The organism is Bradyrhizobium sp. BR 1432, from assembly GCF_051547705.1.
GTDB lineage: Bacteria > Pseudomonadota > Alphaproteobacteria > Rhizobiales > Xanthobacteraceae > Bradyrhizobium > Bradyrhizobium zhanjiangense.
Map to the genome: position 1 here is coordinate 341,077 of NZ_JBPUGF010000003.1, position 25,400 is coordinate 366,476.

The 25,400-nt window shown below is 57.2% G+C and carries 20 protein-coding genes and 2 pseudogenes; 8 read left to right on the forward strand and 14 right to left on the reverse strand.

All coding sequences use genetic code 11. The annotated features are described in order from the left end of the window. Window positions 1-1,467 precede the first annotated feature (1,467 nt). A complete protein-coding gene (locus tag ACSKB8_RS01825; protein ID WP_438102100.1) occupies window positions 1,468-1,818 on the reverse strand; it encodes a hypothetical protein in 351 nt (116 codons plus the stop codon). A 27-nt stretch (window positions 1,819-1,845) separates the two neighbouring features. Further along, the gene (locus ACSKB8_RS01830; RefSeq protein WP_438102101.1) at window positions 1,846-2,046 is read right to left on the reverse strand and encodes a hypothetical protein; all 201 of its coding nucleotides are present in this window, start codon (window positions 2,044-2,046) and stop codon (window positions 1,846-1,848) included. Window positions 2,047-2,826: 780 nt separating this feature from the next. Here ACSKB8_RS01830 and gmd point away from each other — a divergent pair. From gmd to ACSKB8_RS01845, 3 genes and pseudogenes are all read left to right on the forward strand, one after another. Continuing rightward, window positions 2,827-3,829: pseudogene (gene gmd, locus ACSKB8_RS01835) on the forward strand (GDP-mannose 4,6-dehydratase). Further along, a pseudogene (locus tag ACSKB8_RS01840) lies at window positions 3,810-4,398 on the forward strand (NAD-dependent epimerase/dehydratase family protein); the annotation flags it as partial. The pseudogenes gmd and ACSKB8_RS01840, both read left to right, overlap by 20 nt. A 162-nt stretch (window positions 4,399-4,560) precedes the next feature. Beyond that, window positions 4,561-4,893, forward strand: coding sequence for a hypothetical protein (locus tag ACSKB8_RS01845; RefSeq protein WP_438102102.1), 333 nt, complete (start codon window positions 4,561-4,563; stop codon window positions 4,891-4,893). A 107-nt stretch (window positions 4,894-5,000) separates the two neighbouring features. Here ACSKB8_RS01845 and ACSKB8_RS01850 read toward each other — a convergent pair whose 3' ends face one another. Then, window positions 5,001-5,309: a LexA family protein gene (locus ACSKB8_RS01850; protein WP_438102104.1), complete on the reverse strand. Its 309-nt coding sequence runs from the start codon at window positions 5,307-5,309 to the stop codon at window positions 5,001-5,003. Between ACSKB8_RS01850 and ACSKB8_RS01855 the strand changes: the two genes are divergently transcribed. After that, window positions 5,308-6,428 (forward strand): IS630 family transposase gene (locus ACSKB8_RS01855; RefSeq protein WP_438102106.1). Its coding sequence is split into 2 segments (ribosomal slippage): window positions 5,308-5,542 and window positions 5,542-6,428, totalling 1,122 coding nucleotides; the frame shifts between segments, so codons are not numbered across the junction. The genes ACSKB8_RS01850 and ACSKB8_RS01855 overlap by 2 nt on opposite strands. Window positions 6,429-6,513: 85 nt before the next feature. Here the strand turns inward: ACSKB8_RS01855 and ACSKB8_RS01860 are convergent. Together ACSKB8_RS01860 and ACSKB8_RS01865 are read right to left on the reverse strand one after the other, a co-directional pair. After that, complete coding sequence (locus ACSKB8_RS01860; RefSeq protein ID WP_438102107.1) at window positions 6,514-7,338, reverse strand: hypothetical protein; 825 nt, start codon at window positions 7,336-7,338, stop codon at window positions 6,514-6,516. Between the two features lie 616 nt (window positions 7,339-7,954). Continuing rightward, window positions 7,955-8,161, reverse strand: coding sequence for a cold-shock protein (locus ACSKB8_RS01865; protein WP_438102108.1), 207 nt, complete (start codon window positions 8,159-8,161; stop codon window positions 7,955-7,957). A 944-nt stretch (window positions 8,162-9,105) separates the two neighbouring features. Between ACSKB8_RS01865 and ACSKB8_RS01870 the strand changes: the two genes are divergently transcribed. Together ACSKB8_RS01870 and ACSKB8_RS01875 are read left to right on the forward strand one after the other, a co-directional pair. Next, window positions 9,106-9,906 carry an autoinducer binding domain-containing protein gene (locus ACSKB8_RS01870; protein ID WP_438102110.1) on the forward strand — a complete coding sequence of 267 codons (801 nt, stop codon included), beginning with the start codon at window positions 9,106-9,108 and terminating at the stop codon, window positions 9,904-9,906. A gap of 395 nt (window positions 9,907-10,301) precedes the next feature. Beyond that, a complete protein-coding gene (locus ACSKB8_RS01875; RefSeq protein WP_438102112.1) occupies window positions 10,302-11,537 on the forward strand; it encodes a diaminopropionate ammonia-lyase in 1,236 nt (411 codons plus the stop codon). Between the two features lie 389 nt (window positions 11,538-11,926). Here the strand turns inward: ACSKB8_RS01875 and ACSKB8_RS01880 are convergent, their stop codons facing one another. The 4 genes from ACSKB8_RS01880 to sfnG form a co-directional block, all read right to left on the reverse strand. Then, window positions 11,927-12,334: an acyl-CoA dehydrogenase family protein gene (locus tag ACSKB8_RS01880; RefSeq protein WP_438102114.1), complete on the reverse strand. Its 408-nt coding sequence runs from the start codon at window positions 12,332-12,334 to the stop codon at window positions 11,927-11,929. A gap of 27 nt (window positions 12,335-12,361) precedes the next feature. Next, window positions 12,362-13,552, reverse strand: coding sequence for an acyl-CoA dehydrogenase family protein (locus tag ACSKB8_RS01885; RefSeq protein WP_438102116.1), 1,191 nt, complete (start codon window positions 13,550-13,552; stop codon window positions 12,362-12,364). Between the two features lie 208 nt (window positions 13,553-13,760). Further along, the gene (locus tag ACSKB8_RS01890) at window positions 13,761-14,081 is read right to left on the reverse strand and encodes an ATP-binding cassette domain-containing protein (protein ID WP_438102118.1); all 321 of its coding nucleotides are present in this window, start codon (window positions 14,079-14,081) and stop codon (window positions 13,761-13,763) included. Window positions 14,082-14,229: 148 nt separating this feature from the next. After that, complete coding sequence (gene sfnG / locus ACSKB8_RS01895) at window positions 14,230-15,336, reverse strand: dimethylsulfone monooxygenase SfnG (RefSeq protein ID WP_438102120.1); 1,107 nt, start codon at window positions 15,334-15,336, stop codon at window positions 14,230-14,232. Between the two features lie 1,216 nt (window positions 15,337-16,552). Between sfnG and ACSKB8_RS01900 the strand changes: the two genes are divergently transcribed. After that, window positions 16,553-17,140 (forward strand): GNAT family N-acetyltransferase, encoded by a 588-nt coding sequence (locus ACSKB8_RS01900; protein WP_438102122.1) that lies wholly within the window; start codon window positions 16,553-16,555, stop codon window positions 17,138-17,140. Window positions 17,141-17,946: 806 nt separating this feature from the next. Here ACSKB8_RS01900 and ACSKB8_RS01905 read toward each other — a convergent pair. After that, complete coding sequence (locus tag ACSKB8_RS01905) at window positions 17,947-18,450, reverse strand: lytic polysaccharide monooxygenase (RefSeq protein WP_438102124.1); 504 nt, start codon at window positions 18,448-18,450, stop codon at window positions 17,947-17,949. 1,100 nt (window positions 18,451-19,550) lie between these two features. On the opposite strand from ACSKB8_RS01905, the gene ACSKB8_RS01910 reads away from it, so the two are divergent. After that, complete coding sequence (locus ACSKB8_RS01910) at window positions 19,551-20,588, forward strand: cytochrome-c peroxidase (RefSeq protein WP_438110336.1); 1,038 nt, start codon at window positions 19,551-19,553, stop codon at window positions 20,586-20,588. A gap of 137 nt (window positions 20,589-20,725) precedes the next feature. Here the strand turns inward: ACSKB8_RS01910 and ACSKB8_RS01915 are convergent, their stop codons facing one another. From ACSKB8_RS01915 to panB, 4 genes are all read right to left on the reverse strand, one after another. Further along, entirely contained in the window at window positions 20,726-21,016 is a 291-nt protein-coding gene (locus tag ACSKB8_RS01915) for a hypothetical protein (protein WP_438102126.1), read from the reverse strand. A gap of 383 nt (window positions 21,017-21,399) precedes the next feature. After that, window positions 21,400-21,603 (reverse strand): hypothetical protein, encoded by a 204-nt coding sequence (locus ACSKB8_RS01920; RefSeq protein ID WP_438102128.1) that lies wholly within the window; start codon window positions 21,601-21,603, stop codon window positions 21,400-21,402. 1,981 nt (window positions 21,604-23,584) lie between these two features. Then, on the reverse strand, window positions 23,585-24,421 hold the full coding sequence (gene panC, locus ACSKB8_RS01925) for a pantoate--beta-alanine ligase (RefSeq protein ID WP_438110338.1): 837 nt from the start codon (window positions 24,419-24,421) through the stop codon (window positions 23,585-23,587). Window positions 24,422-24,435: 14 nt separating this feature from the next. Continuing rightward, window positions 24,436-25,308 (reverse strand): 3-methyl-2-oxobutanoate hydroxymethyltransferase, encoded by an 873-nt coding sequence (panB, locus tag ACSKB8_RS01930; protein ID WP_438102130.1) that lies wholly within the window; start codon window positions 25,306-25,308, stop codon window positions 24,436-24,438. Between the last annotated feature and the right edge of the window lie 92 nt (window positions 25,309-25,400).

A 25,400-nucleotide genomic window follows, 5' to 3' on the forward strand; every position in this document is an offset into this window, starting at 1 on the left:
AAACGCAGTTTAGATGGAGACGCTCTTAAAGCGCATTGATGTCGCTCAAGAGCTGAGGGTCGGCAGGCCGGAGGGTAAAAACACATCGCAGATATCGGCCCACCGGATCATGCAACAGGATGCCACGTGCATTTCAAGAGTGCGCCTGCGCCCGAACAGCCTTTGGACAATTTCGCACGAACGTTCTTCGGGATTGAATTGTACGTAGGGTCAAGTTGTAGGAATAATTCAATGAGGTCCTTTTCTCCGCGACCTCCGCTAAGCGGTTCAACTTCGCCACCAACTCTACGAACCGGACAGGCAGATCTCCCGCATCCGGCTCTCGGACAAGACCTCACGCCTTCACCCACGGCTGGTCGCGACCAAGCGCGGTTAGACGTACGAGCCCGAAGTGCCCGTAAAGGTGCGAGAGTGGATAGGTCCCGCCCCTGCGTCGCCTGACCTTGTGCTGTAGCAACGCGGACGACGCACATTCCAAGATCGTGACACAAATGACGCTGAAACGGATTGTGCCCTTGGCCTTCTCGACCGGATGACCTTGTTTTCATAGTTGGATATTCGATAGCCCGTCGTGTGGGCGGTCGCATGTTCCCCTTTCTCTGTTTGTCAGAGTGCTGAGCACGGTGGGTCGACGTTGATATTTCGACCTTCCAATCAAGACCCGTAAAGGCTAGTCGCGGCATCGATAACTATGCGCAACCAGCTTTACGTGAAACGAACCGCAACGTTCGAGCTCAAGGCAACTTCTTGAGCGAAGATGCGTAATAACGCCAAACAAGCGAGCCGGAGATACGATGGCAACAGTTGCACGCCTGGTTGAACGGAGCACCTATGGAAGGCATTGATTTGTTTGTAATCGTCATAGCCGGAATAACCTTGGGCGGCTTGGCCGCTGCCATCGCACATGAGATGTCGGAGCGTCGGTTGTATTGGTGGGAACACCTCGCCCTGTGGACCGCCTCAATCGCCCTGCTCTGCTTCATCGTTCGCATAATGGGCGCGACTGAGGCTTGATCGCGAAATACAAGTAGGCAGCGATCGCATGAGCACGACCCGGGCCGAAACAGGGAATGCTTGACCACGAGAGCGGCAAGCCGCCGCGAATCGTTCCCTGTCCTTGATCGTTGGCATCGTCCCACCCGTTTCGGTGCAACCACGCGCCTAGACTCTCGGTCAGAGCCAAGGAGTTGGTCCGAGAGCGTTGGTGCGATCTCTACGTAACGCGCCACATGCGCTCAGCGCAAAGAACGGCCAAATATCGCAGAGGCCGGATAATGGCTTCGATCGCTTTTCCTACTTGTGGCATAAGCCAAGTCCGACGGCCTTTGCTGAGAACGATAAACCTTGAGCGGCACACCATCCTCGTCAGCGGGAAGCAACAAGGCGCGGCGACCAGTCGCAGCCGAAACTATGAGCACAGAGCACGGGACTGAGACATTAAGACGCAACTTTCCGACGCGGCTAAATTCAGCGTTCACCTCGCCTGCACGAATTTCTCGATGCCTGATCGGCCTCTCCTTGCTCGGAGGCCGATTCGTTCGTTTCCGGCGGCAGCTGCGCAACCACCGGTCGGCCTTCCATCAGATCGAGGACGGCACGCCCCTCTTCAGTGATACGCCAGCCACCGTTCACCCGCTCAATGAGCTTCTGGGAAAAAATGTCGAGGTTCTGGACACGGGCGGCCATTCTCGCCGTGCGCTCGGCCCACTCTCGACCGCTCGTCGCTAGAATCGCCATGTCGCGCTTAAGCTCCGCCATCGACGCGAAGCCGTCCGGATAGCTCACAAGGATCTTTAGGACGGTAACTTGGAAATTCACCTGAGTGAGACATCATATTGTCCGCGCCTACCGCCACATGGTCGGTGCTTCGCGAAGCGCTTCGACACCAATCTGTTTAAGGCGGCTGGGCGTCTTTTCACCCCTGGTGGCGGCTTCGAGAAGCCTAGCGGCAACATGTGCACGGACCCCTGTTTCGTAGCGGGAGATGTTCGCGCAGACCTCATCAAGGATAGCGCGCAGAAGCTCGGCGGTAGCCGAATCCAGCATTTGGAGATCCCCCTTGCCCTCATGATCAGATAATCGGATCGCAGGTTCTTAAATTCAAGTGGGATAGATCACGACTTCGCTTCTACTACTGTTTTATCCGCGCGTGCGCCAACTTCTAGGCGGATCGCGCTAGCAATGCCCTGAATTGCCTTCGCTGATTTGGCGTTGGTTTACCGCCTCATTCTCTCTAGCTACCCGCACAAAGGTGCGCCCAACAGTTTGGAGTTGTTATTGCGGGCTGGCCAACGCTTCCATTTGGATCGATGCAAGGAGTCCTATTTCGGCGCATTATTTCCGCGCCTGATCGCCCTTTTTCGACGGATTTCACTTGCTCGCTCTGACCGTCATCCTCACAACTTCGATATCTTCTATCGCCTCTGAGATTGCGACGCCGAAATAACATCGTGACGAGCCTACGATCGCCGACAGTGTGGAAACTGCGGAGCACCTAGGGTTGGATCGGCACGCTCGGAGCGACTGTCCTGAACTTCTGCATGGCCAAAATCTAGAAAGGGGCTAAAAGCTCTGCAAAATCATTGTCGTAAGCGTCCAATATCAGCGTCTATTGTTCTTCAGCGGCCTTTTGTTTATCACCTGGTCGGTTTTGCCCCTCGAACAGAGCTCTGGCCGAATACGTACGACCGGTTGGTGAACGAGGGTACGGAAACTGATCAGTTCGCTTGTATAGGGTACACTTTGACTAACGAGAACTCTCAACGGCGGGTCGCTCTGATCACCGGCGTGACCGGGCAGGATGGCGCCTATCTCACCGAATATCTAATGTCGCTCGGCTATGTCGTGCATGGCATCAAGCGGCGGTCATCTTCCTTCAACACCGCGCGCGTCGATCATCTCTATCATGACCGGCATGCCGGGAATGTGCCGTTTCTCATGCACTACGGCGACATGACCGATTTCGACCAACTTGATCCGCTTGATCCAGCAGATTAGGCCGACCGAAATCTACAATCTGGCCGCCCAGAGTCTATGTCGGTGTTAGCTTTGAAAGCCCGGAATATACCGCAAACGCCGACGCGATTGGCGTGCTGCGCCTGCTCGAGGCGATCCGAATTCTTGGCCTTGAGAAAGAGACGCGCTTCTACCAGGCGTCTACGTCCGAGCTTTACGGCCTTGTTCAGGAAATCCCCCAGAAGGAGACCACTCCGTTTATCCGCGCTCGCCCTATGGTGTGGCAAAACTCTATGGCTACTGGATTACGGTGAACTACCGCGAAGCGTATGGCATGTTCGCAAGTAACGGCATTCTGTTCAATCACGAAAGCCCAATCCGCGGCGAGACCTTTGTTACTCGCAAGATCACCCGCGCCGTCGCCCGCATTGAGGTTGGACTTGAGGATACACTTTATCTTGGCAACCTCGAGGCCAAGCGCGATTGGGGCCATGCACGCGATTACGTCGAGGGCATGCACATGATCCTGCAGGCCGAGAAGCCCGACGATTTCGTGCTCGCAACCGGCGAGACGCGGTCGGTGCGCGAGATGGTCGAACTCGCCTTTGCGGAGGTCGGCCACCGCATCGAATGGCGCGGCAAGGGCGTAGAGGAAACTGGCGTCGATACCAAGAGCGGTAAGACCGTGGTCAGGATCGACCCAACCTATTTCCGGCCGACGGAGGTCGATCTTCTCATAGGAGATGCCAGCAAAGCACGCGAACAACTCGGTTGGAAGCCGAAGCGCAGCTTTGCGCAGCTCGTGCAGGAGATGGTCGCAAGCGATCTTGCCGAGGCGAAGCGGGAAGCGGAAAATGCCAAGCGTACGGTTTGAGCCGAAAGGGAAGGCAGTCTATGTAGCGGGCCGTCGCGGCATGGTCGGCAGGGCGCTCACGCGTCGGCTCGCACAGGAGGAGGTGCGGCTCGTCACGGTGGAGCGGCGCGAGGTCGATCTGCGCGACAAAGGCATTCGGCTGGTTCGCCCAGACGCGGCAACAGTTGGTATTTCTGGCTGCCGCCAAGCTCGGCGGCATCGTCGCCAATAACACGCTGCGCGACGAACTCTTTTACGACAACATCGCGATCGCCCGAACGTCATCCATGCTGCCATCTGAATGGTGCCGAGAAGCTGATGTTCCTGGGCTCGTCCTGCATCTATCCAAAACTTGCTTCCCAGCCGTTGCGCGAACACATGGTGCTGTCCAGCCTGCTTAAGCCGACGAACGAGCCCTATGCGGTCACCAAGATCGCCGGGATCAAGATGGTGGAAGCCTATCGCAGTCAGTACGAAAGCGACTTCATCAGCGTGATGGCGAGCAACCTCTAGGCGACAACTACCACCCCGAATATAGCCATGTGGTCGCAGCTCTGATCCGCCGTCTCTTCACTACGTCAACAAACGGCTACTCTTGATCGCCAAAAATAGTCGATTGGCATCTCAAAAGCTAAGCATCGGGATATTGTAGAGACGTGTTCTGTGCAAGCATCACAGCTTGATCGCTTGGTACCACTTGGACCGCGGAGACCCTTGCGCTGTCACCTCGCAATCTCGTAAGGGGACGTGACATGTCCCGCGAGCATGGGAGTGGCAGCGCAATTGGATTGGCCGGAGACTCTGGGGATCTAATTAATCTTCCCACAACCGAAACGAAATTGTTCTGGCGTTATCAGCGGCCGTGCACGCCAAGGCTACAGTCAATTCGGCTTAAAGACAAACTCACAGGTGAGCTGAATGGCGTCCGCTGTGGCATCGTCTATGGCATGGATCGCCACACAGCAGCGCTATCACAAAGGCTTGCGCTGCTGTGCAACTCAACAATCGTGAGAGAGCGACTTCAGCACAAGCTTATGCTCGAGCCACCCGAAAATGCGATCGTCGGCCGTCAGAAAATTTTCTGACCTCTTCTCCGTCCGTCGTGATCGTCCTCGGTAGGGCCAACTGCAGATCAACGGGCGGGACGGCGTCATCAACTAATGGCTTGTCACAGTGATTTTGACCGGTTGGGTCAGTCGGTCAGATTAGCTCCGGCAGAGTTCTTGGGATCAACGAGGAGTTCGATACTGCGAGCTGTCCTTGGCAACCTTTTGATAAGTCCGGCGGTCTCGAGCGATCGCACCATTTGGTGAACCGAAGGCGGGCTGACGCGGAAATATTCCTGCATGTCGGCTTCCGCCGGCGGCCTTCGGTGAAGCTTCGTATAGAGGTGAATGAAGGCGAGGTACTGCCCCTGCCTGGGCGTGAAGGTTTTTGCCGAAGGACTTACGCCGGCCATCCGATTTAGTTGTTCGTGCGTGCCTCTCGGGGAGGCAGGCATGAATGTACGCTATCGGGTCGAACTCAGCCAAGTCGAGCGCGGCGAACTCAAGGCGCTGCTCAGCGGCGGCAAGCATGCGTCCCGCAAGCTCAAGCGCGGCCAGATTTTGCTGGCTGCCGATGCCGGGGCCGGCGACGAGGAGATCGCCAGGAGCGTCGGCGTGAGCGGCTCGACCGTGTACCGGACGAAGCGCCGCTTCGTGGAAGGCAATCTGGAACGGGCGCTGAGCGAGGGCCGCGACCCGGGGCGGAACGCAAGCTCACGGGCAAGGAAGAAGCCTTGCTGGTGGCGACCGCCTGTGCGGCCCCTCCAAACGGTCGCGCCCGCTGGACGCTCGATCTGCTGGCGGGTGCGCTCGTCAGGCTCACCGAACACAAAAGCCTGTCGCGCGAGACGATCCGGCGACGTCTGGCGGAGAATGACCTCAAACCCTGGCGCAAGGACATGTGGTGCATTCCACGGGTCGACGGCGAATACGTCGCCCGAATGGAGGACGTGCTCGATCTCTATGCCGAGGCGCCCGATCCGAGCAGGCCGGTGGTGTGCTTCGACGAAAGCCCCGTGCAGCTCATCGGCGAGGTCCGTCGGCCAATTCCGCCAAGGCCGGGCCGGCTCGAACGTTACGACTACGAATACCGGCGCAATGGGACGGTCAATCTCTTCGTTCTCCTCGACGTGCATCGCCCCTGGCGGAAGGTCAAGCTCACCGAACGGCGAACGGCAAAAGACTATGCTCAATGCATGCGCGACCTCGTCGACATCCATTATCCCGATGCCGAGATCATCCGCGTCGTGCAGGATAATTTATCGACCCACTCCGCCGGCGCCCTGTATCAGACGTTCCTGCCCGCTGAGGCACGGCGCATCCTGCGGCGGATCGAGTTCCACTACACCCCCAAGCACGCAAGCTGGCTCAACATGGTTGAGATCGAGATTGGCGTCTTGCGGGGACAGTGCCTCGCCCGCAGGATCGACGACCCCAAGCGGTTGCGCCACGAAATCTCCGCCTGGGAACGGCAGAGAAATGCTGCCCGCTCCCGCATCAAATGGATGTTCACAACAGAAAAGGCCCGCGCCAAAATGGGACGCGCCTACCCAAACGCTTCCAAAGAGTCATAATCACTGTGCAGAAATACTAGTAGTTTCATCGCTTCCGCGGCACTGACGATGCCGCGCCCACCGGCCACGACGAGAACTGGGCATCTCAATTGCCGGAGCACTCGCAAGCGACGGGTGAGACCACTTCCTCGTCAGGGGCATCTGCAGTTCTCGTAAGCCAGTCGACAGACGCCAGCATGCGAGCGAGATTCCACAGACCGCCGTCACAGACCGCTGCGGCCACACGACCGTCAAATGCGGCGAGGTCGGTTGCCAGGGCGGCGGACAGCCCGTCTCCGTAGACGCCAATTCGAGTTGCATCAACGTCAGACCGGGTCGATAAATAGTCCATACAGCAAGACAAGAACATGTCCGATTGACTGCGTCGAGCGTCTGAGAGGTCATCATGAGCGACCACCAGGACGGACATGCCTCTATCCGTCACGACGGGCAACAGCCTTCCGAGCAGTATCGTTGCTGTTTCCTCTTCCGTGCTGATGCAAAGGATTGCTGGGGCGCTTGAGGTGCGATCGCCAGCGGGCAAATAGTAGGCTGGGATCTCACAGTGATCGCAGCACTTAACTTGTATTCGCTCGATGTTCTGTTTCAGCGCGCCAAATTTTTGAATTACGGCGTTGATCGTGCCCGAAACGCCTGCGCTTCCTGAAGAGTTTTCACAAGCTAATCGCCTGGCAACCTCGAGGGCGGTTAGCGCGCATAGCCAATCTTCTGCCGCCTCATCAAGGTTTCCTTTCTCTAAATTCGTATCACCGAGAAGGCGGTGGGCATCTCCGATGTTTGTCCATCTTACGCTCCATTCACTTTGGCTTATGGTTGTGCAGGCGGCCTCGAGATTGTTGAGGAACGCGGCCGCACCCCAGCGCGTCGATGAAAGATCTCCTCTCACCTGAGGCCACGCAGCGCCGTCCATCCCATTTGCCCCATAGTATGGATCATAATGGATAGCCGGCTCTGCCAACGCCAGCTTAGCTCCACGTCTCGCAGATATTACCTGGCAAGGCCGGAGAAACTTCTCATTATTGCGCGCTCTTTCGCCGAAATTCTGCCTTTGCTCGCGAGAGCGCGCAGTTTTTCGTCCGGCCAAGTATCAGCCTTCCACTGCTCGAATCGATCCGAGGCTCAGTAAATTCGAGCGGTTTGGGACAACTGCCTTTGCTAGGAGTGGCAGACGCGAATGATGGCTCCACTTATGAACTTTGGCGCCACCATGAAAGGGGCCTAAAGCGCGCATTAGTTAAGCTGATGGATCGTCTGAACGCCATTTTGTTGATGCCTTCGAGAGTTCTAGGCGAGGCTGCTCTTGGAAGACCCTCGCTCCTGTTCGTTGACGAGCAGGCTTCGAGCCAAAAGCGAACGTGAGAATGCTTCGACGTAGTCCTCTGCGGGTGCGCTCACACAGCGCCAGGCAAGGAAACGGCCTCAGCGGCTCCGGGGGGATATGCTGAGGCCGTCCCTACGCCTCGCGGGCAAGCCGGAGGCGGAGCCAAGTTGACGTTGGACTGCTTTTTTTGTTCGAGCGAGCGAGACTATTCAAGTCGAACGTTCTCGGCGGACATTTTGCCAGCACGTCCAGCCCTTATCTCGTAGCTGATCTTTGCACCCTCTGCCAGCGCGGTATAGCCGGCCTTTTCAACAGCCCGAATGTGCACGAAGACATCGGGGCCGCCATCATCAGGCTTTATGAAGCCGTAGCCCTTAGTCGGGCTAAACCATTTCACGGTACCTACTGCCACCACACCACTCCAAATTGATTAAGCGGGATTTAGCCAGAGTTCCTGCTGAGCATCAAGACCATCTCCAGTGCGAACCTTGTTGTTTGGCCGAGCGGTCTTCGCTAGTGACTGCGGTGAAGACTTCACGCGATCGCCGCGACTGCCGATCTGTCATCTCCGCGCGCAGGCTCAACGAGCAACCGGGGACGCTCTCAGACCGGAATGTTCTGTCTCATGTCAATCGATGTCGCGGCTGCCGCAAACGGCGTTGTCGCATTCTCGACGTTTGCCGCAATCGGGCCGAGCTCCGGCTGACATGCGCGCCTATTAATGTCCGCAAAAGGGATCCTCGCTCGACTCCAATCAAAGGAGAACAAGCTGGTACAAGACTTGCTGTCCTGATTACGGACCGCAACGTTGGAGAAGCGCATGTACAATGTCCTCCGCCGCAACAAGTTTCCCGACGCCGCTCAAGCCAACACACAGCTCGCTACTCTCAGCTATAGAACCACGGACTATCCTATCATTCGATGCACTAACGCTGCGCTCAGCAAGCATACCGCAAAGAGCCGCATGCTCTTCAGGCTAGGCGCTGACCTGCGATGCAGAGATCGGGGCTGTTGCCTGACTCGCGCTAGACTGGCTCGCCCCCGCGGACGATCCGGATCGGCCGAGCTTTGTACAGAGCTTAGGTGCCCATCTCCACTGTCCTGGGAAGTAGCAGGACGGCCACATCACGTCGATCAGCTCCATTTATAGAGCGGATCGGCGCGTTGGACTGTCCTGTCCTGGACTGCGGAGGCTTCGATCCCTAGACGTTGCTTCACGCGAAACGCGGCCGGTGGCGAGAAATGACGCTGTCTCGGATTTAGTGACGGAGAACCAAGAAGCGGGATGGAACTATGTAAAGGAGGCGCATCAAACGACGCAAGTCCAGCCTCCTTATCCGAGGTCATGAGGTCGCTATGAGCATGTTCAGCTTCATCGAATGCGCAAATCGAACGCAATCTCTCCCGCTATTGTTCGACCTTCTTGTGAGCGGCGCGAGCAAGGAGGGTTTCAATGAAGTCGCTTACGCAGCAGTGACCTTTCCCGAGCCGCTTCGCCTGCCCCGCTGCGCGCCGCCCCTCATTGCCGTGAGCTTTTCGGCCGATTGGTGCCACCGCTATCTAGATCGCAAATACTACGCTGTTGATCCGGCGGTCCACCGAGCGCCAATGTTTTCGGGGCCGTTTCTCTGGGAACAACTTCGCCAACGATGTAAATTAAGACCAGACGAGCAACGCGTATTGGAGGAATCCAGACAGGCAGGCCTGAAGCATGGCGTCAGCGTGCCCTTGTTCGGCGCTTTCGGGCGCGTATCTGTGGTGTTATTTGCATCCCAGCTCGACGATGCCGATCCTCAGGGCCAAGTGCCTCGATTAGCGGCGCTGGCCTCTAATTTTCACCTCGCATTTTCGGAGATCGCGCCGCCAGCGGATAGTAGCGGCGATACGGAAGAGATTTTGTCCGAACGGCAAAAAGAGTGCTTGAGCTTGGTGGCTAAAGGCAAGTCGTCCTGGCATATCGGCAAGCACCTGAACATTAGCGAGAATACAGTGAATTTTCACATTAGGAGCGTGCGCCAGAAAATGGGAACAAGGACACGCACGCAAGCGCTCCTTAAAGCCATTCAGCTTGGTCTCATTGACTGCTCCGAAATTGACTCCACCCCAAGCGAACAGGCTAGTCCGCTACGGCGAGGGCGCGTTAACAGGTTCCGGTGATGCCTCTCCTTCTAACGAAGCCGATGTTCTTTGAACATTATCGTCCTATTTTTTCATCTCGATCAATCGCTAACCTTGGTAGTTGACGCCGGAGCTGGATGAAAGCGCCAGGGGCCGACGGCGGCCTCGTCAAGGAGCTGAAGGAACGCGCCTTTCGAACAAAAGTATCAGTATAAGAGACAAACTGACGATTGGACTGTATCTGTTTAGCCAACGCTCTGCGCTTTGCGTGGCACCCGGGGTGGCTGCGAGGTGCTATCAGTCAGCCAATGCGCAGCATCACGTGTGACACCCGCGTGAGGCAGCTCCTTCGCATCGTACCATGGTTGATTCGATCTTTTTCGAAGGACTGCGCCGTAGCTTAAGTCAACATCAACGCGTATATAGATCCCACTATGTTTTTCTTCAACTCGCATACCGATCACCGCGCTTCCCTCCATGCTTCGGACGCCGACATGCTGAGCGTCGAAGCCGCTCGCAAGGTCGAGCACTTTCTTAGGCATCGCGATGGACACAAGGAAACTCCCCTTGTTTCTTTGGCGGGCCTTGCTCGTGGGATCGGAGTTGGTTCGATCCATCTCAAGAATGAAGGTCATCGTCTCGGCCTTGGGAGTTTTAAAGCGCTGGGCGGTTCTTATGCTGTGATCCGCCTAGTGCTCGAGGAAGCAGCTCGGAAGCTCGGTCGCAATGTTGAGCTATCCGAATTGCACGCATCTGACATTCAGGCCGTCGCGCGAACCATGACGGTCTCATGCGCCACGGATGGCAACCATGGCAGATCCGTTGCTTACGGCGCAAAGCTGGTTGGGGCAAAATGCGCCATTTTCGTTCATGCAGGCGTGAGCAACGAGCGCATCGCCGCCATTGCTCGCTTTGGCGCGCAGATGATCCGCGTCGAGGGCAACTATGACAATTCAGTTGCTGAGGCAACTCGAGTTGCGGCAAAAAGCAGTTGGATTACGGTGTCTGACACGTCCTGGCCCGGTTACGAGCGCATCCCGGGGCTGGTGATGCAGGGATATACCGCCCTATTGAGTGAGGCTCTGCGTCAATTGCGTGAACCTCCAACTCATGTGTTCGTTCAGGCCGGCGTTGGTGGACTCGCCGGCGCGATTTCCGGACATTTCTCGATCCTGTTCGGCAAGGCGCGGCCGTTCTTCACGGTTGTCGAGCCCTCACGGGCGGCGTGCCTCCTCGAAAGCGCGCGAGCCGGGCATCCTGTCAAAGTGGATTCCGGGCAACCCACCGTAATGGCAATGCTCGAATGCTACGAACCTTCGCTCATCGCCTGGCGCATCCTTTCGCGCGCAGCTGACGCGTTCATGACCGTCGACGACAAGGACGCAATCAGCGTAATGAAGCGGTTGGCAAATCCGAACGATAGCGATCCAGCTGTTGTTGCTGGCGAAAGCGGTGGTGTTGGCCTTGCAGGGTTAGTCAAGGCTGCGTGCAATCCAACTCTGCGCGCCAAGATTGGGCTTGGACCGAATGCACGAGTTTTCCTGATCAACACCGAGGGTGCGACCGATCCTCGTCTTTACGAAAAGTTGGTTGGCATGGCGCCTGCGCACGTGATCGCCAAAAACAACAGGTCTATCAAGGAAAGGTCGACAAATAACGCAAGCTCGTGAGCCTTTAACGGTCTGCGCGCCTGCTCGCATAGAAGCGGTTGGCCGACTTTTGCTACCGCCACGATAGCAACTTTATTCTCCGAATTGTCCCGAAGGTCTCTCTTTTGCAACCCGCTTACCCTCCTCACGCTGCCGATGAGGAAAGGCGTCGGTGCGCTATAATGGGCAAATAGTGCCCCGGTCGCATAGAACTTCTGACCATTAATGTGATAAGCGTCGCCATCAGGGGTCATCGTCGTCTGGCAAATGCCGATATGCTTGCTTTTGGCTTCTGAGACCGCGTTGCCAAAACGATAGCCTTGCAAGACCTGACCAAACCAGAAGTGCTTCTGCTCTTCCGAGCCAGTCAGTCCCAATAGGTCCAGGACTCTGAGATGACTTTGCGGAATCTACCCAAGCGAGGGATCTGCGGCCGAGATGATCTTGAGCACTTCTGCAACCGTCACGGAGGAGACGCCGGCCCCACCATAAGCCTTCGGTACGGTGATGCCCCAAAGACCGCTTGACGAAAAGCGATCAAGCTCGGCTACCGGCAGATGCGGTTCCCGATCGCGCGCAGCAGCTTCGAGCGCTAGTTCGGCGGCCACTTTGTGCGCAGTGTCAATCGCCTCCGTATCAGAACTGATGAGTTGCGCCCTTGGGACGACATGGAATTCCGGCTCTCGCCCGGCTCGATCGGCACGTTCAACTAGTATAGTCATGAAGAACTCCCAAGGCCGGATAGGTCGCCCCCCGGGCTGGCCGACGCCTTGACCTGCGTTCCTCACCTTAGCCTGATGGCCCATCTGTTGCGGCATGGAGACGTTTCGGAACTGGCGTTCGACCTATTCTCCCCCTTCGTAAAAGAGCTCTAGCGGCAGGCCGACCAGAGATTTTCCGATCCAGTCCCGAGCGATGATGTTCGATGGGCCCATGGCAATGGCCGCGCGCGCGTCGCGAAAGGAACGTTCGATCGGCCCTCGGTGATAGCCGTAGCCTCCGGTCACTGTTAGCGCAGCGGCTGCAACTTTGTTCGCCACCTCGGCGGCATGCACCTTGAACTCGGTTAGCGAGATCAGGATTTCGCTCTGCGGCTTGCCGGCGCGCCAGAGTTCGTCCAGCCTTGTTGCCAGTTCGAGCCGCCACGGCCGCAATGATTCGACGAGCACCTTGGCCGCACCGAGCTCCTGCCGGATCGCTTGGTAATCCGCAAGTCTCTTGTTCCGATCCTTGTGCACGAAACTCTCAGTGTGCTTGACGGCGGCATTCAACGCGCCGCGGGCAAGGCCTTCCCAGACGGCGCCGAGCCCGATCAGATAGACGGGTGAGACACCATTGTAGATGATTTCCTTGCCTTGCCCTTCTGCGCCGAGCCGGTCCCGCCGCTGTACCCGCACGTTGTTGTAGTGGATGGGCCCCGAGTGATTGGCGCGCACGCCGAGGGCGTTCCAAGGCTTCGATTCGATCCCCGGAGACTTGCCGTGCACGATGAAGAGGACAATGTCGGCCTGATCTTTGGCGCCGGGCGTGCGTGTCTGGACCACATAGAAATCGGCCTGACCGGAGCTCGTCGTGAATGATTTCCTCGCATCGAGCAGATAATCGTCGCCATCGCGTGAGGCTTCGGACAGATTGTACCACCAGTGTCCGCCGGTCGCGCGTTCGCTGGTCGAATATGTGCCAAGAAGGGTGCCGTTCTTCGCTTTGAGCCAGCGTTCCTTCTGGTCATCGTTGCCATACAGGTTGACCGTCTGAGCCGCGCCGACATGCATGACGTAGACGAGGCCCGTCGATGCATCGACCTGACCAATGCGATAGGCAGCTTCGGCGAAATCCGCATGGCCTAGGCCAAGACCGCCAAACCGGGTCTCGTTCAAAACGCCGGTCCAACCCGCTTCCGCCAACGCCTTCAGATTCTCTTTTGGAAAGCGGCTTTCGAGATCATTGCGATCAGCATTGGTTCTTACGGTCGCGTCGATGGCAGCATCCAGCCGAGAATAGAGGTCGAAGTTCTGCACCAGCTTGGCTGTAGCCATAGTCAGTCTCTCCTTTTTCCAGCGAATTCAAGCCACGGCGTGCGTCAGCACTTTCCTTCTGCACTCAGTTTGGACAGAGTCCCGAAGTAAGCGCGCCTTAATGTCGTCGCGGGTGCGCAAGGCGATTGATGCGCAGGACAGGACGCTATGGCCGTTCCCGAAAACGACTGCATGGGCCGAAAAGCGTAGCGCGACCGCCGAATTCCGTTCAGCTACCAGGATCGAGAGGCCCCGCTCTTTGTTGAGCTGCTTCGAGGCTAGGAAAATGCTCAACAACGACCTTCAAGCACGGGAACGCCCCGGACCGAACTAACTTAGCGGGCGACGCATGTACGAGGTCGCAACCATCAAAGATGATCCGCCCGCCGGCCACCTGGTCGCATCGCGCCGGCAGGAGTCCCGAGATTGACTGAAGGGTTGTCGCCTTGCCCCCTCCGTCGGCGCCGAGCAGAGCGACGACCTCGCCGCGCCGAACCGCCAACGATGCCTCGGTTGCGGCAGGGATAGCGTTGTTGCACGTCGCCGCCATGAGCGCAAACGTTCCATTCGGCCAACGCTCGCTGCGCCACGTTCTCGCCTCCGGGAACGGAAAGGTTCTTCGGGAGTCCCCTCATCCAGACGAAGCGCACTCTCTTCCGTCACAATCCCAGTCACTTGGCTGCCTCTCCTTGCAGCGCCTATTCGGCAGCCTCAGCGCGCACGAGTTGGTTCGCTTCGAGTTCGCGGACCAGCGGGATTACGTGCTTGCCGAAATACTCGACCTCTTCCTGAAAATGGAGGAATCCGAGCAGGATCAGATCCGCACCAGCGCCCTTGAGCTCGATAATGCGTTCGGCGACCTGTTGCGGGGTGCCAATCAGGTTGGAGCGGAAGCCATCATTGTATTGAACAAGATCCTGAAATGTGGATTTGGCCCAATTGCCCTCGCGCTCCGGGCTGGCATTACCGGCATTCTGAACCTCATGATGGAAGCCACGTACTGCATCGGGGATCGCCTGCTCGATGATCTCACGCAACACCTCCTTCGCCTCGTCTTCCGTTTCTCGGACGATACCGAAGGCGTTGATTCCAATCTTGGTTTGCCAGTTTTTGCCGAAGGCCTTTTCCTTGGTCCTGATGTCCTCAACTTGGGTCTTCAGAGCATCTGGCGTGTTGCCATTGGTGAAATACCAATCGGACACGCGAGCTGCCATGTCCCGGGCTGCCCGCGAGGAGCCACCCTGAAAGATCTCCGGTAACGGATCGAGCGGCTTTGGCTTGAGTGAATAGTCGTTGAACCGATAGAAGTCGCCTTTCAGGGTAAACGTTTCCTCGGTCCAAGTCCCGCGAAGCGCGTTGATGAATTCCTCCGACCGGCGGTAACGCTCGTCATGATCCAACCAAGGCTCGCCGATCGCGTGGAATTCGCCGCGAAACCAGCCCGATACGATGTTGACCGCAACGCGCGCATTGGTGAGCTGGCTGATCGTCGCAATCTGCTTTGCGGCCAGCGCCGGGTTCCAAGGCCCTGGAAGAAGCGCAGCGATAACCTTGAGCTTCTCGGTCGCGGCAAGGAGCGCCTGGGAGAAGCTGACGGACTCGTGCTGATTGTCGGCGCCATAACCTGCAGTGAATCGGATCTGACTCAAAGCATAGTCGAAGCCGGCTTTCTCGGCGATCTGGGCAAGCTTGCGATTGTAATCGATATCCCAGCTGGTTCGTTGCTCAATCGAAGAAATCACAAGGCCGCCGGATACGTTCGGCACCCAGTAAGCGAACTTGATTGGATTCTTGTTCACAGTCATCCTGGTTGTCCCTCAAGATTTAGGCTTGCGCGGAGAAGAGCGACGATCTGAGACGGGCAGCGCCCAGCCGTCACGCCCGTTGAAACGGGCGCGGCTCACGTGCTATTCACAGACGTCGTCTAAGCTATTGGTTCAGGAAGAACGACATTCGCCTCGGACTCAATCCGAGCCGCAATACAATGGCGCCACACGCGTACGCCCAAACGCACCGGCAAGCCGCGGACTCCGTCAAATCACTCGCTTGGTCGACAGTGCTGTTACGCATCAAGAACGTCCCTGGTCGGCATCATTCCTCATTATCCTCTCAGAGAACTTGCGTCCGCGCGAGTCGAAGACAAACTATTTTTCCGGCGGTTGAGATAATCCGATTTTGTAATTCTTCGTCAAACGCGACATTTGTTGCGCGAATGAGACGCTCTCCTTGAATGGAATGCTACATTCTTGTCGCCACGATCGCGACCACAACCAGATTATCGGCGGAAGGAAAGTCGCTCCTCTTTCAACAGCTCGAGTTTGCATCCCTCTTCGCGCTTAAACTTTCTCGCAACTATTCGCTATGCCGCCCTTCGAGGCTCTGCCATCGCCAGCGCGACGAGGGGTAAGGATCATAATTGCTAGATCCAGATCAAGCGCGACTTATTCCGAAGATGTCAGGACTCGAACATTCAAGGAGATGGCCCGAGGCTCGCAAAGTTGGCACGTGTTTTGAACGAGAGACCTCAACCAGAACAGCTCACTGGGAATCGAGGTGTTATCGCACAAGATCAGTGCCTGCCGTCGACCTTGATGTGCGACGCTTACTAACTGCCCGCGATCTCGAACGCAGCTGTTCCTGCCGAGCGTGTCCCAAGAGTTCCTCTCGTTGCAAACTCGAAAAGTTCGCTAGGTCGCTTCCTTCGAGGACTGTTGCAGGCCCGCGACGCCTATCAACGCGAACACACTCGTAGCCTGCTTTAGGGGCGGCGTGATGACGCTCCCAGATCGACGAAGCAGCGAAGCCCGCCAAGGAGATCCGATTGAAGGGTCAACTGGCGAGCGTTCGTTCTGAAGCGGTCGTAAGCGCAACCATGTGAGGGACGAGAAGAGCTTGGAACGGAAACGAAATGCGGCCGACGACACTCCATTGGTGCATCCGCTCTGTGCTCGTTCAGAGGCACCCGGGGTGCGATCTAGTTTTGTAACTTTAGCGCTCAAATAGAGACTTGGAAGAGGCATCATGACAGCGGAGACGGGCATCAAATCTGCGCACGCAAAAACGCAGGCAACCACCGTTTGGACGCTTGTGCTGGGCTTTGCCGCAGACCCATTGGCGCGATGGAGTTGGCCTGAGCCAAACCAATATCTTGCGAGCATGCCTCAGTTCGTTAAGGCCTGCGGCGGACGAGCATTCGAGCATGGAACGGCATACGTGACGGAAGGGATTCGCGCGGCGGCCCTCTGGCTGCCACCCGGCGTGCAGCAAGATGAGGAGGCGCTCGATGCAATTATGGCTCACTCCCTACGCCCGGAGATCACCGAGGATATGGCACAGCTACGGCTGGGAATGGCCGAACATCATCCAGCCGAGCCCCATTGGTATCTGCCTCTCATTGCCACCGATCCGAACTGGGTGGGAACGGGACTTGGCACCCTGCTGATGAAACACGCTCTGAAACGATGTGATTCGGAGGGCACTGCCGCCTATCTCGAAAGTTCAAACCCCGAAAACATTCCCTTTTACGAGCGTCACGGCTTCAAGGTCATTGGTGAGATACAGCATGGCGATTCGCCGCCGCTAACGCCAATGCTCCGGACGGCCCATTGACCGAAATTCGGCGCAGAGAAGCTTCGCGCGCTCCCGTCAACGTTGTTGTTCCGCAATGCCTGACGGTCAGTCGTGTTGGAGGATCTCGCAAGCGGCTTGCAGGTGCTTTCTCCCGGAGAAGGCCCACCCTGGTCTTCCCACAATACGCCAGTAGCAAAGATGGCTTGCCAGCTGTGCGCCAATTCCAGCAATGAGACGCTCCGCGCGCTCGAAGTCGCGACGGCCCGAATGCCTACCGAAGCCTGCCGCCTTCGATATGGCACGCTGCCTGCTCTGTTCACGTCTCACCACGTCCCTCGGCGGGCATAGGGAGGACTCGGCGCTTTATCGTTTCAGGGCGTCAGGTCGGCTCGGGCCTGGTCGGCGCGTCCTACTCAAAAACAGGTGAAACGGTAAGCTCTGGGACCGCGATGGCCGCAAGCTGTCAGCAACTGACCTTTGCACTATGGGGCCGAAGCTGTAAGCCTCTCGTCAGCATGGGCGAGATCCTGAGAAGGTGGCCCTTCATGTAGATGCTAGCAGTGCGGGCGCTCAGATCGGCACGCCCTTCATAGCTAGAGGCTGCAGCCGTTTTTGAGGGCGGATCGTGCGTGGCGCCCATCACAGCTCAAAAGGACATCTTCGAGGCTAGCACCCCAGGGAGCAACGACAACGCGCAGATCTCTGAGGCCCGACTATCACGGAGCGAAGTCGAGGATAACTGCCTTCAGTCGGCGTGTCCTTTGCTGGCACAGCAATGTTTGTCGTGGATCTGTTCAGGCCGGCCAAGTGCCTGGATTTCGGCTGCGACAGCAACTTGTTTCTTTTCAATCGGAATCACTGGCGCTCGACGATTTTCGTTCCTCGAACGTCGCGTCAATGATCTGATAAAACGCCATAGGGCTATTGGCGACCTCCCACACCGCCAAAATGATGTGATAGCCGCTGCGTTTGGGTAGCTCACACGTGTGCACGGTGAGCTTCGGAGGCATCAGATTGGCATTCGGATCCCAGAACGGCTGGCCGAGATGCTCAATCGTGCAGAATGGCTTCAGCTCGAACTGCGCGCGCGTGAGAGGGATTGATGGATTCCAGCCTATCCGTGTGATGAAGTAGTTCCAACGACGTGTTAGTCGAACCGTGCTGTATTCCCACTTGAAATTCTGCTTCGCGCCCGAGCGCAGCCGAATCTTCTCCCAGCGCGTTGGCGTCTGCTCATCGAGCAACGGCACATCACCGCGAACGCTACTACCGGCGATGTGGCCATCCTTTGGTGGCGTCGCGTTTTGCACGTCGGTCGGTGCGATCGAGTCGAGCAGCCCCCCGTCCACGGCCGGAAGAACTTGCCGCTTTCCATGGCATTTGCTCTCCACAGATTAATTGGACAATCTTTGTTCCTGTGCTGGGTACACAGCACAACGCGTGAGGCTGGTTCGGTGAGACGACCTTGTGCGTACGCGCTCGTAACGGCGAGCAGCGATACGGCGCTAGTCAAAAGTGTACTGGACCGGTGTCGAATTACATAGCTCATGGTTCTTCTCGCAATTGACGAGTTTGTCTTTGAAGAATGGCCGCGAAACTGAAGAAGGTGGCCGCGGGTAAGCAACAGCAGTTGCCCGGCAGTGTCGCCGCCGCTGCAGATCCTTAGCGCGCACGTCGCGATCGCAGCGCGCATGGTGAACCGCGCGCTCAGCTCTCGTGTCACCCTAGAGCTTTTCTGATGACTGCGCGCGTGCTGGTCAGCTTGGCAGTACAACGCTTGGGGTAATGGCTTCATGTACTTCTCTTTAGCCATAAGGAACTCTCGATCAGCTCTCCTTCACTTAAGAATCAGCGTGAGTTTTGGGTTCGGCGCCCTGTCGGATGACAAGCCACCTGGAATGTCGCGGTGCGGGGCGACCACGGCGGGTCACCATGCATTGAGGCAGACGGGAAGCTAAGTCTTCTCGCACTTTCGCGAAGCTCGGCCACGTTTCAGTCTGGCAGTCATAGCCGCCGCCTTCTCCACGCAAAAGCCCCAAGCCAGTAATTGAAGGTGACCGCGGTGCAGTGGCGAAATCTTCCCAGGTTCGATCGGCCAGACAAAACGATAGTGCGACATCTATGGCATCGGTTTGAACCCAATTGAGCAATCGTCATCTGAATTCGTCTGACAAGTGCCGCTGATGTTCTCGCTGCAACTAGCGTGCCGTTGGCGCTTTGCGGCTGCTATACGAGCGATGTCACGACATGTTTCACGCTGCGCCGAACCCACTTTGTGTCGGTCCGCCCGCATAGTGGCACGAAGCCGACGTCGACCAGGGAGAGACCAGCGGCGATGCACTCGCGCGGGATGGCTCAGTTCCTGCATGGCGGCAGGCCATCATGTAGCGAGCGCTCTCTAAAGAATAGTGCTTGGTAGTCGTATTGAAAGAGTCGGAAGTCTCACGTGATGCGCAAGGCGTCTATTGCTGCTGTTGCAGTGTTCGTCTCATTCCATGCTATTGCAGATGACAATTTGATGACGGCAGCCAGACAGAGTTTGAAGCCGATTCCCTCTGCGACCCCCACGGTTAAGGACAATCCTGTCACTGCCCAGAAGGTCGAACTCGGTAAGATGTTATTCTTCGATCCTCGCCTTTCGGCAAGCGGGATCATTAGCTGCAAGACCTGCCATAATCTTGGCACCGGTGGGGTCGACGTCGGTCCGACCTCAGTTGGCCACGGCTGGCAAAAGGGAGCGCGTCGCGCGCCAACCGTCTACAATTCGGTGTTTAATGTCGCGCAGTTCTGGGACGGACGCGCGCCGGATCTCAAGGCACAAGCCAAGGGACCCGTTCAGGCGAGCGTCGAAATGAATGCGACTCCGGATCACGTGTTGAACACGTTAAACTCGATGAAAGACTATGTCAGGATGTTCAAGCAAGCGTTTCCGGATGATACACCAGCTATTAGTTTTGACAATTTTGCGAAAGCACTTGAGGCTTTTGAAGCAACTCTCACAACGCCGGCGGCTCCGTTCGATCAGTACCTTAATGGTGCCGTCGACGCGCTGGATGATCAGCAGAAAGAGGGATTAAAGCTGTTCATGGAGAAGGGATGCGCTTCTTGCCACAACGGAATCAATATCGGTGGGCAGGACTTCGTACCGTTTGGTGTGCTTGAAAAACCCGACAGCAAACTGCTTCCCGCGGCCGACAAGGGACGGTTCGCAGTCACCAAGGTCCTCAGCGACGAGTACGTATTCCGCGTTGCACCCTTGCGCAACGTCGCTTTGCGGGCTCCCTACTTCCATTCGGGTCAGGTTTGGACGCTCAAGGAAGCCGTAGGTGTTATGAGTGAAGTCCAGCTCGGTGCCAAGCTCAGCGAGAAGGAGAACAGCGATATTGTTGCTTTTCTCAATTCACTGAGCGGGCGCCCACCCAAGATCGCGTATCCGATATTGCCGACGCGCCCAACGGAGACACCGTCCCCATCATTAGGCCCATAGTGTCGTTCTCCGTACTCCACGATCACGATCACGCAGGTTATCAAATGAATATGCGTCAGGTCGATCCTCCCAACTGTCTCGTTTGGCGCGACCGCTAGTCTCAGCGAGCCGCAGGCCCCAACTGCTGTTCTGGCTTCTCAAGGAGCCGCACTGGATGTTGATAACGAACTGAACAGCATCGCACGATGGATTGCGAGCTGGTCAACGGAGGTCGGATGAGCACGGTCATTAAAAATCTGCTTGCCCGAAAGCAGAAGCTTATCGAGCAGCTTGATTCGGCCCAAGATGTTCGGCAGCGCGAAAGGATCGAGCAACAGCTCGAGCAGATAAGAACCGCCCTGGATTTTCTTGATCGGCCTAATCAGGTGAGCAAGTGAAGCCGCGAGACCGAAGCCGAGCGAAATCTGATATGGAGTTTTGGCTTTCAAGCCAGGGCTTGTTCTGATCACGTCCGCCGTGCCTCAGCACGTCATCACTCCCCTGATAGGCCATATGCCGCCGAAGACGTGCTGCCAACATTAGCTGAGCCTTTCCCGAATTAACTCGCTGCGGCGACATCAAGCTTAATGCAGGCGTTTGGTTGCGGCGGTTCTGAGGGGCGCTAGGCTCCGCAGACCGGTCATTGCTCGTCCGGGTCCAGCCGAGCCGAGGTCGCCGCGCCATATACTCGGCGCGGCGCTTCGTTCGTTGGAAGGCGTTATCGGGCGAGCTGCTGTTCCTTACTCGGGCTGGTCGCCCTGGGGCAACCCGCAGGGACAGGGAGCGGCGGAGCCGCTACAGTTGCGCGACAACTGAATGGTCGGGCGCCCAATCACTCTGGCGCGATCATCGCAAGGCCAGCTTCGATTACTGAGATTTCTTGGGTTATCTGCTCGACGGCTTGTCTTGGATCGATGCCCGTGACGCTTCTTAGTTGCCTCAGCAGCTCCCGCCGATGCGCAAGAAGGTCCTCTAGCGCGTCACGATCCCTTAGCCTGACATAGCCCTTGACAATTAACTCAACCGAAAGCGACATCTATCTCTCAAACAAACAGTTGCTTTGAATGGCCCATTTACCAGGTCACGACAGTAGCATGCAGCATTGCACAGCGGAAACCATAACCGGTAATGCTAACGAGCGAAGCTCGTTGTCCCGCATATCGAGGGCGCTCATTGTGCTGCAGCCGCGGAGCTGCCTATGTTTCGCGTAGCCGGCTGCTTCGCGGCAAGGGGCCGCCGCTTTCAGAGGCGGTGGCCCCGCCAACGCGAGCGACCATTGCACAACGACAACCAATGACATGGGTCGGCGCCATTCTATCGTTCGCAACTCCTCTGTCGAAAGGCGCTGGCATACGGCTCAACGAAAGGAAGCACCTGCGTCCTGACATATGTCCTTCTCACTCGAAATCAGCCGCAGGGCGGGTTTGGTCGCCGTTCTCCGCACCACGCGAGGGTCAAATCAGTTCAATCTGCACTTACCATGCAGTAAAGCTAGGCCTTCGCGTTTCCTCCCGCTTAAGCCGACGGAGGTCTTTCAGCTTTAGACGGCTCTGCTGGGTACGCGATCGTATTGATCCATGACATTGTGGCTAGCCCGACCTGTATCCAGCACGAAGCCGCGGTCAGCAGGGCTGCGAGTCCAACAGGAGCAAGATCTTTCCTATCATGCCCAACGAAGGCACGCTGGTTGCGGAAAGGGATGGCGATGTCTGTTAGGTGACAGAGTCGGTAGCAATCGTAGCCGCAATATTCTCTCCGCGTTGCTACATCTCGCAGGTAACCAGGACCTAACGGCCGAGAACAGGTCGTGCAGGTTTGCTCGCCGTACGGGGTTCGGTCATTCACCAGGATGGCTTTCATGGTATAGCCCATTAGGGTAGTCCGTCCGGCCTGAGATTTTGCAACGATTCGAGTTTCGAAAGCGTGCCAATCTCGGGCGACCGCAGATCACATGCGGAAGCGCAGGGTTGACGCGTATTCCTCGACTGTCGCGCAGTAACACCGCCTATGGCCCGGGTGGACGCTCAAGACGCATCGCGGCAATGCAATCTCCCCCAAGGTCTGTGTACACGGGGATTAATTAGGCCGCTCGCAACCAGCGAAGCCATTCTTGATCGGCCTCTCGCCGCGCCTTGAACCGCGTGATGCATTTCTTGGAACAAAGCGGCGTTCGCCAGCAGTAGTAGCGGATCAGACCGAACCTTCCACCGCAGACAGCACAGCAAATTCCTGGATCATGTTCTGAATGATGGAAGCCATTACGCATTCTCGCCTCCTATGGCGGTATTAGGTGGATATCCTTGCCCGGCGTTTCAGCACTACGCGCGCAGGCAACGTCGGCCGACGCCAAGCTGCCGGACGGTACGGAGGTCCGCGCAAGCGTTTGATGTGCATCGATTTGACGAAGCAACCACTCCATGGAACGGCTTCGCCGAGGTTAGTGACTATAAGCGCGATCCGATCTTGATTGCTGCAATCCGGCGCGAATTTGAGCCTAAATCCTGCGGCTCAAAGCCGATTTCTGGCGAATTTTAACTTGAATTGAAATGACGTGCATTTTGCCTGCACTAGAGGAAGTAAGCGCCAACTCGCACTGTCAAAGGGCAGCAAACCAATTGCCGTCCCAAGCTGCTCGATCAGCGTCATCACTGCGGGCAGCTGAGATGTGACCGCTGTGTTTGATGTGGCGAACTCAAGTGCATGCCTTACTGAGGAAGACGGACGGCAAGTCGTATGAAATTATGGCGTGGCGTTTTGTGTCGCAGCGCTCAGAAAAGGTGAGATTGCGGACGGCAGACAAATTGCCGCACAACCACCACACGACAAGATTGGCCGGATCGGACAGAAACAGGACGGCCACCCCTCGATTGGCACTTGTTTCGCTATGCGCAGAGTCGGGACGCCCGCGCTCTTGTTCAGCAGTGATCTTCGCGCGTGATGATCATCCCGTTTTACCACGCGGCGTCGTGGCGGTCGATGTGGTCGCTAGAGCTTGATCGCCCCTATGACGTGCTCACTTACGGCTTAAGAAGTAGGTTATCGATCAGCCGTGTCGACCCGACGTAAGCCGCAGCGCATAGAGCCGCAGGATGGCTCAGGGGACTCGAGGCCGGCTCAAGCGTGTCGGCATCGACCAGCTCGAGGTACTGCAGCCGGTCGACTTCGTCCAAATGCCGCCTAGCGATCGCGACGAGCTTCTCGCATTGGCGCTCGCCGACACGAAATTCAGCCTCCGCAGCGAACAGACCGCGACTGATCGCAAGAGCCCTCCGGCGCTCTTCTTTATTGAGGTATCGATTGCGGCTGCTCATGGCGAGCCTGTCCGGCTCCCGAACGGTTGGCACGGTGACGATCTCGATCGGAAGATTGAGATCAATTACCATCCGCCGCACGACAGCGCATTGCTGGAAATCCTTCTGTCCGAAAAATGCGATATCCGGCTGCACCATGTTGAACAGCTTGCAGACGACGGTTGCGACACCTCGAAAGTGTCCCGGCCTGAACGCCCCGCACAATGATTTTGCTAGTTCGCCGGGTTCAAGAAAGGTCTCAAACTGAACCGGATAGACCTCCCGTGCCTCTGGAGCGAAGACGATCGCGACACCGGCATCGCGACACAGCTTTTCATCGCGCAAAAAGTCGCGCGGATAGGTGCTGAGGTCCTCGGTCGGCCCGAACTGAGTGGGGTTGACGAAGATACTTACGACCGTGACGTCGCACTGTGCACGACTTGCCTCGACCAACGCCAAGTGGCCGTCATGCAGATAGCCCATTGTCGGCACGAAGCCGACACGTTTGTCACGCGCTTTTGCAAGAGCGTCACGAAGCTCAGCGACCGTCGTAATCGTTTGCATGTTCGAGCTTGACATCAGGTTGGATCGGAAGGCGCCCAATTTGCGATCGCATCGCTCAACCCTACAGGAAGCCGATACGATTCTTGTGCCGCCGGGAATGCACCATTGCGGACATCTGCGGCCCAGCGGGACAGCGCCTCCTGCAATAGCCGAAAACCCTCGACATAGGCGCGGACGAATTTGGGCCGATGACTTTCGGTCAAGCCGAGCACATCATGGAATACAAGCACCTGGCCGGAACAACTGGGACCAGCCCCGATCCCGATCGTCGGTATCGTCAGGGACTCGGTCGCTCGAGCGGCGAGCTCGGCCGGGATGCCCTCCAGGACGAGAGCGAAGCATCCGGCCTCCTGCAGACTGTGGGCGTCGTCGAGCAGACGCAAGGCATCATCGGCTTTCCGGCCCTGCACCTTGAAACCACCCATCATATTGACGCTCTGCGGCGTCAGGCCGAGATGGCCCATCACTGGAATCTCGCAATCGATCAAGGCGCGTACCGTGTCGGCACGCTTTGCTCCACCCTCGAGTTTCACGGCATCGGCCCCCCGCTGCAGGAAGCCTCCGGCGCTGCGAATCGTCTCCTCGGGACTGAGGTGAAAGCTTAGAAAGGGCATATCGGCAACAAGCAAGGCATGAGGCCTTGTGCGCGCCACGGCTTCGAGGTGATGGTTCATCATCGCCATACTGACCGGTAGCGTATTGTCGAAACCGAGGCAGACATTGCCAACGCTATCCCCGACAAGGAGAATGTCGACAATGGGGTCGGCGATGCGAGCCGTGACCGCATCGTAAGCGGTGGTCATAGCAACACGCCGCCCCTCGCCTTTCCACTGCTGCAGCACTGGAATCGTGACGCGTTCAATAGGCCGGTCCGAAATGTGGCTCATCTTAAGTTTGATCCGTCAGCCGATCCGCATAGCTGGAGTCGTCGCTTGTCAGGAAGACAGCAGAAAACCGCCAGTGGCGAGCCGAAAAGACA